This is a genomic window from Bradyrhizobium sp. LLZ17 (assembly GCF_041200145.1).
Taxonomy (GTDB): Bacteria; Pseudomonadota; Alphaproteobacteria; order Rhizobiales; family Xanthobacteraceae; genus Bradyrhizobium.
The window spans coordinates 1,274,467-1,287,136 of record NZ_CP165734.1; the positions used below are offsets into that span (position 1 = coordinate 1,274,467).

Consider the following 12,670-nt stretch of genomic DNA (forward strand, 5'->3'; position numbering starts at 1 on the left):
AGCAACTTCATGCTTGCGGATGCGAACGGTAGTCATGCCGCCATCGAAAGGGAGGCGTGGGTGACGAGTCAATTGTCGATTTGCGGTGTATGGGGGGAGACGCCGAGCTATTGCCCGTCGTGGGTGTAATAACGAAAGAGGCCACCGAATTTCGATGGCCTCTGGTTTCATCGGTTTTGCGGTTGCAGCGGTTGTTTCTAATAAGGCGGGAACCATTGTAAGTCGCGATTTGCTCCGGCCCATGGTGCTCGCCTTTGAAAATCAAATGCTACTCCGTGCCTGCGTGAAGATCACCTGTCGGGCGGGCTATCGCGTCCAACGACGACAACGACTGCGAGAAGGTGCAGGACAAAAAGCCCGTGGCAACACGCGATGACGCAAAGCCGCGAGACGACCAGAGAAAGAAGATTGAGGCCTCCCCCTCAAAGCCGCAGGCGACCGGACAGATGATTTCTAATAGGGCGGGCTGCCGTCCGGTGAACCCCGGATGCCACGTGGAGCCATATCAACAGTATAAACACGGAACAACCAGCACTGGTCAGCCCGTCGAGGTTTGCAACTGATCTCTCAGACCTCCACCCCGCGCGAGCGCAGGAAGGATCAAGCTGGATCGCCGACGCGAAACGCCTCTCGATGTCGGACAGCCGCACCTCATCGGGCCAAGGGTCGGCGCTGACCGCGACGGAATGGCATCGGGTACAGGCGCCGAGATCAAGAACAGACGCGAACAGAGTGTGGTGGGACACAAGTTTGGACACTTTCAGGGCCGCAAGAAGCCAGCAGCCAGAGAACTGATCGTCGCCGACGGGCTATTGTCTGCCTGCGTCGAGCGTTTCCGCTTCGCGTAAGTTGCCGAGCAGGACGGCTGGATCGTCGCCGATACGCTGAGCCACGGTAAACATTGGGATGCCCGCATCCAGCAATGCGGTTGTGTCGATGCCCCGAAGGTCATGGAAACGGGGTTTCCGAATCCAAGAACACCAGCGCCGCGTGCGATCTCCTTGCTGAAATTGCGTGGTTGCGCGGGGTCGTGAACGAGAACCCCTCCTCCGCGCTCGGCGCTGCTGGAAACATCAACGCGCCGGCAGGCAGGCGGACCGGCGAGAGGTCGACATCTGCCCCATCAGGGTTGGCGATTAAGCGTTGCAACGTCCGCGAACTTTCAACACAATCACCCCCGCGCCTCATATTGCCAGGCCTGCGGCGCGGCGAGCCTTTATTTCCGTCCTCGTCGCGCAAAATCCAGCACAGCTTGACCTTAGTACGCCAGAACATAGAGCGGTAAATCCATGGAAGCTGAGCTGATCGACCGGATCTACGAGTGCGGCTTCGTGCCGGAGCTCTGGCCGCAAGTCTTACGAGATACTTCGAAAATATCCGAATCCGCTGGCGGCTCCCTGTTCGTCACCAATCCCGAAGTGACGGCCTGGACGGCTTCGAAAAACACTCGCGACATAGCTGGCCGCTTCGTCGCCGACGGCTGGTATTGGCGCGGTCGGGTTATGTCGCTCATTCATAAAAGCCGCCATCCGGGCTTCCTTCGCGAAGTTGATCTGTTTTTGCCAGGCGAACTGGATGAGGAACCGATTTTTCGCGACAGCTGGCGCAAGATGGGCCTTGGCTGGGGTGCGGCGACAGCTTTTGCGCTACCGACTGGCGAGACCCTTGCGATCGTCTTGTCTCGCACCATCGCCCAGGGGCCTGCCGACGCTGCCACCATTCAAAGGCTCGATATGCTGCGACCGCATCTCGCCCGCACGGCTGTGATGGCGGCACGCTTGCACCTCGAGCGCGCGCAGGCCGCAAGCCAGGCACTGGCGGCGCTTGGTCTAGCGGCGCTGGTGCTGGACGAGGCCGGCAAAGTCCTCGCCGCCAATGCTTTGGTCGAAGGCATGGCCAATCTCGTGCATTGGCGGTCGGCCGACCGGGTGACGCTGAAAGATCGTCGCGCCGACGAAATGCTCACGGAGGCGCTGGCGCGAATCGCGCTGAACGACAATGGCGGTGTTCGTTCGTTTCCGGTCCGGGATGCGGTCACAGATGCCTTGATGGTCGGTCACGTCGTGCCGATTCGCTATTCCGCGCGCGATATCTTCGCCCGCAGCACCGCCGTGTTCGTCCTGATGCCGGTCGCCGCGCCAACCTCGCCGCCGGTGGAGCTGGTGATGTCGCTGTTCGATCTCACGCCGGCCGAAGCCCGTGTCGCCCGGGGCCTTGCGGCCGGGAAAACGGTGGATGACCTCGCTGGCGACAACGGCGTGTCGCCGAACACCGTTCGTGTGCAAGTTCGTGGCGTGCTGGAGAAAACAGGCTGCCAGCGCCAAACCGACGTTGTCGCCTTGCTCGGCGGGATTTCCCCGATTCGCGGCTAACGCCCGCCGGCAACCGAATTGTCGGACCCATAATTAGAATTGATGATGAAGGCAAGACAACCGCCGCCTACCAATCTGCCCAGGCAGAGTCGGGCATTTTCGACGCAGCCATTGAAAGCGCTGTGGTTGGAGACGGGCCATGCTGCCGGAAAACCTCGACTTCCTGACCTTGACCTACGGGTTTTTCAACATGCTGCGGTTGATGTCCTACGCGCCGCAATTGGTTTTGCTCGCCCAGGACAGGAGCGGCGCTAAAGCCATATCGGTTTCAAGTTGGCTGATCTGGACCGGGGCGAACTTGACCACCGCGGTTTATGCTTGGGTCCGGCTCGCCGATGTCCCGCTTTCACTACTCAACGCCTTCAATACCGGCTGTTGCGCTACGATGCTGGCATTGTTGATCTACAAGCGGACGAAGGCGGGGCTGGACTGCAGCAGAACTGACATAGGTGGCGCGCCTAGCCGGTGCCTGCATCGACCGTTTCGGCGCTCGCCTGTTTTAAACCCGAGTGGCCTAAGCCGATTTTGAGGGTGGCCCAGCTTGGCGTTCGTGTGTGACGTGCCTCACGACGGTCGCCTTGAAGCTCAGTGTATCCATTTGATCACGGCTGGCGGGAATTGTCCCTCCTCCGACGAACAGGAGAGAGACATGCATAACGACATTCGCGAACTGAACACCGGCGAACTCGATTCCGTCACCGGTGGTGATTTTGGCATCTTCGAGTGCATCGCGCTCGGCGTGGCCGGAAACGCGGTCTATGAGTTCATGAAATCGCATCAGGGGGTTTCGGACGCAATCAACTACATCAAGCAGCAGGCCGGCAAATAATTGAGATCAGAGGCCGCCTCAGTGGGCGGCCTCATTGATTGCAGACCTTTGCCGTCGTCCTACGCATTGACGCTCGCTCAGGTTCGCCCGCGCCACCACCTCAAAAAGGACCTGTCTTGCTCCGGTCCGGTCGGCTGCGTTTTGGGATGCACTGAAATGTGCCTGGCGCTCAGCAGAGCGGCAATGTCGGCGGGGGCGAACTTCCCGGTTGCCACCATCTCGTCCGTCTTGAACTCGTCCACGACGAATGGCTTGCCCGCTTGCCTGCACACCAGCTTGACCGTGCAGGCGACGTTTCCGGGGATCGCTGCCACGGTGTTCGCTTCGCTCAGCACGTTGCGTTCGCTTGCGTAGAGCGAGTCGCGGAACTCAGGGCTGAGGGCAACAAGAGCGGCCTCCTGCCGATCGCTCAGGATCAGCCTGAGCAGAAGAGCTGCGACCATCGCGTCCCGGCAACGATCCGGACCGATCCGTCTCGCAACATAGCTCGCCTGCATGCGGTTGAAAGCGACGCCGAGGCCGATCGCCAGGGCGAAAATCAAATCGAACTCGGCATTGCCGAAAATGCCGTGGCCCAACCATTGGGTGATGCAAGCGGCAAGCCCGATGCTGATGTACAACGCGGTAAACCTCGCGGGCATCGAGCGGGGGTCGAAGATCGCCCATGCGGCCCAGATCAGAAGGGCCAGCGCCGACCATTGTAGATGGCCTATGTTCGCCACCACGTTCGACCACGCGTATTGCCGGGTCGCCAGCAAATCAGGGATGAAGTCGGGCCCGAAGATCGCGACACATGCGAGAAGCCCGGCAATAGTCGCCAGGCCGCTCAGGAATGTCGCCCTGACCGCATCGCGGTTCGAAGAGATGAAAAGCCAGCAGATCGCCGTTAGCGGGACACCGACAATGTTGTGCTTCCAGAATCCCGCGACGACCATGAGCAGCAGCGCGGGCACCGGAGACCGCTTCTGCTGGCAGAGCCGAAGGAAATACACGAGCCCCGCGCCCATGATCGCGAGGCCGGCAAGCTGCGGATCGTTCGCGCCGACGTAGATAGTCGAGTTGCGCGCCATGATCGCGACATACCAAAGCGCCGCAACAGCGCCGCCGAGGCGGCCCAGCGTCAGGATCCGGACCGAAAGGAATACCTCAAACGCCAGCGCCGCCAGGGCCAGCTGCGAGAGCGCGCGCCCCACAAACAAATTGTCCATATCCAGCAGCTTGCCAAGCGCGCCGATCGCGTAGAACGAGAGCGGCGGGTAGTTATTGCCGGCAAGGCTATCTGGCCCGGGGTACATCGGCCGCCACGCAGCCGCCGCGTCCTGCCAATAGGCGTTCCACGACTCCGTCGGCCAGATCTCAATCAAGAACTGCGCGCGCCAAATCGGCCAGGCGAGGAAGTAGCCGGCAGCGAGCGACAACAGCACAAGGTAAACAATCGCGCGGCTGTCCACGCGCGACAATGGTCGCGTTTCCGCGACCGCAATCGAGATAACCAAAAGGAGCCCTCGCCCAGACCCGTAAAACAATGGGCGGAAGCATGCAGGGCGGATGGCGGCGACGCAATCGGGTAAATCCCGGTGCTGGGAATATGGTAAGATAATGCCGGCAGGGAGCTGCCGACCCGGCCTATTCCGCTTCCGATCCCGGCGGCGGGCTCATTCTGCCGCGCGCAGACCTTGCTCTGTCGGCTCATAGCGCTGGCCGTGCTGTTCGAGCCAGCCGCCTTCGACCATCTTCCGCGCCATCGCCATCGTACATATCCGCTGGTTGCCGCCCGGATGGTAGAGGCCGTCGCCGCGCTGGATCAGGAAGCCGTAGACACGGGCCAGCCGTAGCGGCTTGATCATCCCGGGAAAGAGAATGATGGATTTGCTCGTCATTGCCCGCTCCCAAACGCCGGCACAATCAATCGTTCCAGAGTGTGTTGGGCGGATCTATCGGCAGGGTCGGAACTTCACGGGCGCCGCCACTTCCGCGTAAACGGCACCGCTCGATCTGGCATGTCATGCCAGTTCGGAACGACGTTGGAGGCGCCTGCGCCGCAGGCCTGGCAGACCATGGAGCGCGCGACCTGTGCCCATGGCCGTCCTTGTGGCAGTGCGTCGAGACGGACGTCGACCATGCGGGCGCAGCCATTGCACTGGAGTTACAAGTGACGTGGCCGTCTGCGATCCAGTCGGCAGGAGTGCCGAGCGGGAAGCGGACCGACGATCCGCTGGCGCGATGCTGCATGCCACCATTGAAGGGGCTTCCCAGCAGATCGCAAATTATCCATTGCTGGGAGGCGCAAGCGACTGCGGGCTACCGCCGGTCGTGGCTGTGGACAAGCCTCTTGGCGGACCTCTTGGCGGAGCGGCTCGATTTCAGAACGATCGTATCGACCCTCCGACACGGCAGGCACCTGTAGGCATACACGGGGGGCAGGTTTACAATCTCTGGCAGCGTCGCAAGGTAGTCCATCGGGCTCCTGCATTTGCTGCAAATGAGGATTGGTGGGTTACCCTGCTCGTCGGCGCGCGTCATCCAAGTCCGTCCGGAAGCCCCGCAGGGTAGTTCCAGTTGGACGGCCGCGCATCTCCGGTGGAGTACCGGGTGCTATCGGAATTCGGAATCCTGCGTGGCTTGGCTTTCGACACCGCTCGCGCTGATGCGAGCTGATGCCGGCGCCCTTCCCTTCACCGATGCCGTTTCGGCGGCCGAAAAAGAAAACGCGGCGCCCCTGGGGAGCGCCGCGCGAAATCTTCCGCTGTGCCTTGGCTCAGTACCCGCAGGAGGCGCAGCCCGTGGCCACCGGGGCGTAATAGGAATACCCCGGCGAGACCATCTCGACGCGCTGGCGCGTGGCGTATTGCGGCGGGATGCGCTCGTACTGGACGCTCGGCGGCGCCACCATCACGGTCTGCGGGACCATCACGGTGCGATACTGCGCCGGCGCACGATGGGCGATTGTGGCGCCGGGCGACACCATCACGGTCTCGTCGACGGTGCGGTATTGCGGCTGCACATATTGCTGCTGATAGCAGGTCGTGCACGGCGGCGGCGTGTAGCAATTGTAGCAGCCGGCGGAAGCCGCGCCCGTCATCGACATCGCGGCGACGGCCGTTGAGAAAACGACAGCAAGAGTACGAGACATTGTGGTGGCGCCCCAGTTGCCCGAAATGGATTTGCGAAGGTCGCAGCATTATACGCCGCGAAATCCCAGGCTGCCGAAGTTCGTCGGGGCATCCTTAATGCGAACGCGAAGCCGCGGACCATCGATAAGGATTCATTGACCATGCATGCCGCGCCAGCGTTGCCGGACGCGTAGCCCGGATGGAGCGCAGCGCAATCCGGGGGCCGATCCTCCGCTCTCGCACTTGCCCCGGATCGCACCAATGGGCGGCGCTTTGCGCCGACCATTGGCTCCATCCAGGCTACAACCAGTCTACTTCACGCGCCGCTTCACTTCGCGCACCGCGCCGCGCGCGGCGCTGGTGGTGAGCGCCGCATAGGCCTGCAGCGCGGTCGAAACGTTGCGCTTGCGGTTCTGCGCCTGCCAGGCGGCATCGCCCTTGGCCTCTTCCGCCGTGCGGCGGCTGGCGAGTTCCTCGTCGGAGACCTCAAGGCTGATGCTGCGGTTCGGAATGTCGATCGCGATGCGGTCGCCGGTGCGCACGAGGCCGATATTGCCGCCTTCGGCCGCTTCCGGCGACAGATGGCCAATCGACAGGCCAGACGAGCCGCCGGAGAAACGGCCATCCGTGACGAGCGCGCAGGCTTTGCCGAGCCCCATCGATTTCAGATAGCTGGTCGGATACAGCATCTCCTGCATGCCGGGACCACCGCGCGGGCCTTCATAGATGATGACCACGACCTCGCCGGCGACGACCTTGCCGCCCAGGATGCCCTCGACTGCTGCGTCCTGGCTTTCGAACACGCGGGCCGGGCCGGAGAATTTCAGGATCGAGGCGTCGACCCCGGCGGTCTTCACGATGCAGCCGTCCTGCGCGAGATTGCCGTAGAGCACGGCAAGCCCACCGTCCTTGCTGAAGGCGTGCTCGAGATTGCGAACCACGCCCTTCTCGCGATCGGTATCGAGCTCGTCGTAGCGGCGCTCCTGGCTGAAGGCCACTTGCGTCGGGATGCCGCCGGGCGAGGCGCGGAAGAAGGTGCGCACCGCTTCGCTCTTCGAGCGCTTGACGTCCCAGCGCTCCAGCGCGTCGCTCATGGTCGGCGCGTGCACGGTCGACACGGAGGTGTCGATCAGGCCAGCGCGATCGAGCTCGCCGAGAATGCCCATGATACCGCCGGCGCGATGCACGTCCTCGACATGCACGTCGGCGACTGATGGTGCGACCTTGCACAGCACGGGCACGCGGCGCGACAGGCGGTCGATGTCGCGCATCGTGAACGCGACCTCGCCTTCATGGGCAGCCGCAAGCAGATGCAGCACCGTGTTGGTCGAGCCGCCCATCGCAATGTCCAGCGTCATCGCGTTTTCGAACGCCCTGAAGTTCGCGACATTGCGCGGCAGCACCGAGGCATCCTCCTGCTCGTAGAAGCGGCGCACGATATCGACGATGGTATGGCCGGCCTCGACGAACAGGCGCCTGCGATCGGCATGGGTCGCCACGACCGTGCCGTTGCCGGGCAGCGCCAGACCCAGCGCCTCGGTGAGGCAGTTCATCGAATTCGCCGTGAACATGCCCGAACAGGAGCCGCAGGTCGGGCACGCCGAGCGCTCGATCACCTTGACGTCCTCGTCGCTGACCTTGGAATCGGCCGCCGCCACCATCGCGTCGATGAGGTCGACGGCCTTGGTCTTGCCCTGGAGCTTGACCTTGCCGGCTTCCATCGGGCCGCCGGAGACGAACACCGCAGGGATGTTGAGGCGCAGCGCGGCCATCAGCATGCCGGGCGTGATCTTGTCGCAATTGGAGATGCAGACCAGGCCGTCGGCGCAATGGGCGTTGGCCATGTACTCGACGCTGTCGGCGATCAGCTCGCGCGACGGCAGGCTGTAGAGCATGCCGTCATGGCCCATGGCGATGCCGTCGTCGACCGCGATGGTGTTGAACTCCTTGGCGACGCCGCCGGCCTGCTCGATCTCGCGGGCGACGAGCTGGCCGAGGTCCTTGAGATGGACGTGGCCGGGCACGAACTGGGTGAAGGAGTTGACGACCGCGATGATCGGCTTGCCGAAATCGCCGTCCTTCATGCCGGTCGCGCGCCAGAGGCCGCGGGCGCCCGCCATGTTGCGGCCGTGGGTGGTGGTGCGGGAGCGATAGGCTGGCATGGCGTTTCCGTCCTCGGTTTGGCTGGCCGGGCGGGAAATATCGAAGCCGCTCAGGCCTTTCCGGCCGGATAGCGCACGGGGTGATCAGGCGCAACGGGAACTTGGCCCCGACGGGGCCGGATCGGCCTGTCGCAGGCCTCCCCTGCTCCGGGCGCGGGCTATGGCGATGTCGGTTGCCAGAACCGGTTCGCACCTGTCCGGATCAGGCGTTAGCGCTTTGGCTTTGGATTGGGCTTCGGCTTTGGCTTGGACTTTGGATCGGGCAGCACCATTCTGCCCTGAGACTCAGTCTCGCCCCACTTGGCGGACCACGTGATTTCCGAGGCCGAGGATGGCGCGATGCCTGCCGGACCTCGCGTACCCTGCAATGCAAACAGGGCGCCCTGGGGATCGACGCATCGCGCGATCCAGCAGCCATCGGGCAATTCGATCGGCCCCTGGAGAATCCGTCCGCCGCCAGCATTCACCTGCTTCGCCGCAGCGCCGATGTCGTCGACGTTGAAGTAATGCAGCCAGCTCGGCTGCGCGACACTCGGAAACTTCGTCAGCATGCCGCCGACGGTCTGCCCACCCGCGGAAAACAATTGATACAAATCCGCCGGATCGGTTTGGGCGTCGGCCTTCTGCCAGCCGAACAGCTCCTTGTAGAAATCGAAGATCACGGTCCGGTCGGCGGCCAGCAGCTCATGCCAGCCAACGCGTCCCGGCTCGTCCGGCCGGCCCGATTTCCGGTCGCCATATGTGGGTTGCGCGATCAGCCCGAACGTCGCTTGCTGCGGATCGGCAACGACGGCTATTCGGCCGATATTGGTGTCGGTCGGCGGCACCATGATCGCACCACCGAGACGCCCGATCCGCGCGGCGATCCCGTCCAGATCGTCGACGGCGACGTAACCCATCCATCTCGGCGTTGCCCCCATCCGCCGCCCCTCTTCCGGCAGATCCATCAATCCGCCGACCGGCGCGCTGCCGTTACGAAGCACCGTGTAGGCCAGCTCCGACGTTGACTCGTCCTTCAAAGTCCAGCCGACCACCTTGCGATAAAATGCGCTGGCGGCCGCGACGTCTGTGGTCAGGAGTTCATACCAAGCGAAGCGCTCTGGCTGATCCACGCCGATCTCTCCGTTCACGCTTCCGTCTTGCGGCACTGCACCAAGCAGCACCAACGCAACGCGCCGATACTGTTCACGAACATGAATGTCATGAAGATGAATGCTTCCTGAGCGTGCGGCACAATGTTTTTGTCCGCATCATTGTTGCTTGCCTCATTTTCAGGGCGTAGACTTACCGCGGCTGGGATGCTTCTTGCAATGCTCGGAGGTTCGACCATGCGGCAGGCGAAGCAGAGTTCTAAAGCGAAAAAGCGAGTGACCAAAGTCGCCGTGCCGGCATTCGGAGCCGCAGGGTTGACGTTTTCGCTGGCGGGAAGCGCAATGGCGTCCGCCGTGCCTACCCCCGATGTACGGCAATTGCCGAACTTCGGATCGGATCAGGCCATCACCTTCGGCGAAGAGGAAATGGCCGACGTCAGCCTCGCCACGTTCCACCTGTTCGACAAGGAAGACGTAGCTGGCCGCGTGCAGGTGGCTTACCGTGGATGCGGTGGTTGTCGCGGATGTCGTGGCTGTCGGGGATGCCGGGGCTGCCGATGTGGCGTCGGTTGCCGAGGCTGCGCCGTTGGCGTGGTGGGATGCGCCGTGGGGTGCGCCGGTTGCTGCGCATCGTGGGGCCGTTGCCGCTGGTGCTAGACTCCGGCGCGTTCCGAATGGCGTGTCGAGAATCCGATAGATCATTGGCCGGCCCCGAGAACGGGTCCGGCCAATTGCTTGGTTTCGCGACCGCGCTTGCGCCGGCGATCCGAGGTAACGGCAACAGGATCAGCGTGCTCACTCAATGACGGCCAATCGCAAGACCCGCGTTGCGCGGCAGAGCCGCAAAGACATTCTCCGATTTGCACCGAACTTCACCGCCTACGAACTACCTCCCGATGCGGTTTGCCTCTATTCCGAGGATCGCAAGTTTTTCCTGCATGGCGAGCTCTATTGCGCCTTGGCCAACGCCATCGGACAACATGGCAGGACCAGGCCGGAGATCATGCGCCGGCTTTCGAAGCGCTTCCCGGCCGACAAGATCGAGGAAGCAATCAAGCGGCTGCTCGATCGCCGATATGTCATTGCGCGGACTTCGCAAGCCTTCAACGAGACCGTCGGCGGTTTCTGGGCAAGCCTCGGCCTGTCGCCGGAGGTCGCGGAACAGAATCTTCGCGGCTGCTCCGTGCAGGTCGAGGCGATGGACGTCAAAGGCGCCAGGGAGCTGACCGTCGCCCTGAGCAAACTCGGCGTTCAAATCGCCAAACGCGCGCCGAAGCTCACGATCACGCTGGTGAACGATTATCTTGATCGACGGCTCGGCGATCTGAACCAGGAGCGTGTGACCGGCAAGACCCCATGGCTGCTGGTGCAGCCCTCCGGCGCATTTCCACTGGTCGGACCCGTGTTCAAGCCTGGCGAGAGCGCCTGCTGGATCTGCCTGTTCGATCGCATGATCCGCAACCGCGAGATCAAGGGGTTTCTCGACCGGGGACCGGCGCGTGCGGTCGCCGTATCGCCGCTCGTCAGCGAAAGCGTCGGACAGAGCGCAATCCATTTCGCAGCCGTCGAGATCGCGAAAGCAATCGCCTCGGGCTTTCGCACCGATCTGCGCGATCACATCGCAAGCTTCGACCTGCCCGGTGCCGTCATCGCCAAGCACTACGTCGCGCGACGCCCGCAATGCCCGACGTGTGGCAGCAGGAAGCTGAACAACCCGCGCCGGCCTCCGATCCCGGTCGAGATCGGCGAAGGCAAGAAGCTCGTCATGACCAGCGGTGGATATCGCACCGTGACCTCTAGGGCTACGGTGTCGCGCTTCCGCAAGCATGTGAGCCCGCTCACAGGCGTGGTGACCAGGCTCGAGCGGATCGACGCCGATCTGCCGATGAACACCAATTATCTTGCCCAGCATAATTTCTCCGCGCCGGCCCACAGCATCGACCAGCTCCGGTCCGGATTGAGCGGCGGCAGTTTCGGCAAGGGCTCGACCGCCGAGCAGGGCGAGGCCAGCGCGCTGATGGAGTCGATCGAGCGCTATTCGGGCATTTTCCAGGGTGATGAGATCAGGACGACGCGCAGCTTCGGCGACTTCGCGCCGGGCGAGGCCATTCTTCCCAACGATATTCAGCTGTTCAGCGACACGCAGTTCAACCACAGGTTCCTCCAGCAGCCGGACGATTCCCATCCGGTGCCGGAGCCGTTCGATGTCGCGGCGAAGACCGAGTGGTCGCCGGTCACATCGTTGCGCGACAAACGTTTCAAATATCTGCCGACCGGCCTGCTGTACTTCTTCTATGGCGGCTTCCATACGGATTCCAACGGCTGCGCGGCCGGCAACACCCGCGACGAAGCCATCGTCCAGGGCTTCCTGGAACTGATCGAGCGCGATGCCTATGCGATCTGGTGGTATAACCGGGTGCAGCGCGCCGAGGTTGATCTCGCGCAGTTCGACGATTTCTATGTCCGCGACCTCCAGAGCCAATTTGCCGAAGCCGGGCGCAAGCTGTGGGTGCTCGACATCACCAGCGATCTCGGCATTCCGACCTACGTGGCCATCATGCACTGGATGCAGAATGGACACGAGAATATCGAGTTCGGTTCGGGCGCGCATTTCGATCGACGTATCGCGCTGCTGCGCTCCCTCACCGAACTGACCCAATTCATGTCCGTCGGCATGATGGGCGGTGCAAGCGGCGAGAAGCCGAGCCTCGACGGTGTCACGCCGCTGCGCCTGGAAGATTATCCGTTCCTGATACCGAGTGAGCGCCCGATCGTCCCGCCGGCGCCAAGCCTCGATCTGCACAGCAATACGCGGGACCAGGTCATTGCCTGCGTCGAGATCGCCGCCCGTGCAGGCTACGATTTCCTCGTGCTCGACCAGACAAGGCCTGATGTCGAGGTCCCCGTCGTCAGGGTGCTGGTGCCGGGCCTGCGTCATTTCTATCGCCGCTTCGCGCCCGGCCGCCTCTACGACGTGCCGGTGAAGCTTGGATTACTGGAGCGGCCGCGCCTGGAAAGCGAACTCACCCCGTTCCTTCCGCACACCTGAAGGGCTGCTGTTTCGTGCGTGTTCCCCGGAAGAAGCCGACCAGGAAGACCGCGC

At 62.9% G+C, this 12,670-nt stretch carries 9 protein-coding genes and 1 pseudogene; 5 read left to right on the plus strand and 5 right to left on the minus strand.

Annotated elements, in window-relative coordinates:
* Window positions 1-277: 277 nt before the first annotated feature.
* The 4 genes and pseudogenes from AB8Z38_RS06310 to AB8Z38_RS06325 form a co-directional block, all read left to right on the plus strand.
* Window positions 278-563 (plus strand): annotated as a pseudogene (locus AB8Z38_RS06310) (caspase family protein); the annotation flags it as partial.
* A 726-nt stretch (window positions 564-1,289) separates the two neighbouring features.
* The gene (locus tag AB8Z38_RS06315; protein ID WP_369723576.1) at window positions 1,290-2,372 is read left to right on the plus strand and encodes a helix-turn-helix transcriptional regulator; all 1,083 of its coding nucleotides are present in this window, start codon (window positions 1,290-1,292) and stop codon (window positions 2,370-2,372) included.
* 139 nt (window positions 2,373-2,511) lie between these two features.
* Window positions 2,512-2,901 (plus strand): hypothetical protein, encoded by a 390-nt coding sequence (locus tag AB8Z38_RS06320; protein WP_369723577.1) that lies wholly within the window; start codon window positions 2,512-2,514, stop codon window positions 2,899-2,901.
* A 120-nt stretch (window positions 2,902-3,021) separates the two neighbouring features.
* Window positions 3,022-3,201: a hypothetical protein gene (locus AB8Z38_RS06325; RefSeq protein ID WP_369723578.1), complete on the plus strand. Its 180-nt coding sequence runs from the start codon at window positions 3,022-3,024 to the stop codon at window positions 3,199-3,201.
* 77 nt (window positions 3,202-3,278) lie between these two features.
* Here the strand turns inward: AB8Z38_RS06325 and AB8Z38_RS06330 are convergent, their stop codons facing one another.
* The 5 genes from AB8Z38_RS06330 to AB8Z38_RS06350 all read right to left on the minus strand — a co-directional run bounded on the left by AB8Z38_RS06330 (window position 3,279) and on the right by AB8Z38_RS06350 (window position 9,588).
* Window positions 3,279-4,661, minus strand: coding sequence for a hypothetical protein (locus tag AB8Z38_RS06330; protein WP_369723579.1), 1,383 nt, complete (start codon window positions 4,659-4,661; stop codon window positions 3,279-3,281).
* Between the two features lie 195 nt (window positions 4,662-4,856).
* A complete protein-coding gene (locus AB8Z38_RS06335) occupies window positions 4,857-5,081 on the minus strand; it encodes a hypothetical protein (protein WP_369723580.1) in 225 nt (74 codons plus the stop codon).
* Between the two features lie 878 nt (window positions 5,082-5,959).
* A complete protein-coding gene (locus AB8Z38_RS06340) occupies window positions 5,960-6,283 on the minus strand; it encodes a hypothetical protein (RefSeq protein WP_369726755.1) in 324 nt (107 codons plus the stop codon).
* A 342-nt stretch (window positions 6,284-6,625) separates the two neighbouring features.
* On the minus strand, window positions 6,626-8,476 hold the full coding sequence (gene ilvD / locus AB8Z38_RS06345) for a dihydroxy-acid dehydratase (protein WP_369723581.1): 1,851 nt from the start codon (window positions 8,474-8,476) through the stop codon (window positions 6,626-6,628).
* A 209-nt stretch (window positions 8,477-8,685) separates the two neighbouring features.
* Window positions 8,686-9,588, minus strand: a complete 903-nt coding sequence (locus AB8Z38_RS06350) for a VOC family protein (RefSeq protein ID WP_369723582.1) — start codon at window positions 9,586-9,588, stop codon at window positions 8,686-8,688.
* 781 nt (window positions 9,589-10,369) lie between these two features.
* Here AB8Z38_RS06350 and AB8Z38_RS06355 point away from each other — a divergent pair.
* Window positions 10,370-12,616, plus strand: a complete 2,247-nt coding sequence (locus AB8Z38_RS06355) for a TOMM precursor leader peptide-binding protein (protein ID WP_369723583.1) — start codon at window positions 10,370-10,372, stop codon at window positions 12,614-12,616.
* The last annotated feature ends 54 nt before the right edge of the window (window positions 12,617-12,670 follow it).

Excerpts from the sequence above, each read along its gene's own strand:
- AB8Z38_RS06315 (WP_369723576.1), top strand. The coding sequence starts at position 1,290 with ATGGAAGCTGAGCTGATCGACCGGATCTACGAGTGCGGCTTCGTGCCG.
- AB8Z38_RS06320 (WP_369723577.1), top strand. The coding sequence starts at position 2,512 with ATGCTGCCGGAAAACCTCGACTTCCTGACCTTGACCTACGGGTTTTTC.
- AB8Z38_RS06340 (WP_369726755.1), bottom strand. The coding sequence starts at position 6,283 with ATGACGGGCGCGGCTTCCGCCGGCTGCTACAATTGCTACACGCCGCCG.
- AB8Z38_RS06335 (WP_369723580.1), bottom strand. The coding sequence starts at position 5,081 with ATGACGAGCAAATCCATCATTCTCTTTCCCGGGATGATCAAGCCGCTA.
- ilvD (WP_369723581.1), bottom strand. The coding sequence starts at position 8,476 with ATGCCAGCCTATCGCTCCCGCACCACCACCCACGGCCGCAACATGGCG.
- AB8Z38_RS06355 (WP_369723583.1), top strand. The coding sequence starts at position 10,370 with ATGACGGCCAATCGCAAGACCCGCGTTGCGCGGCAGAGCCGCAAAGAC.
- AB8Z38_RS06325 (WP_369723578.1), top strand. The coding sequence starts at position 3,022 with ATGCATAACGACATTCGCGAACTGAACACCGGCGAACTCGATTCCGTC.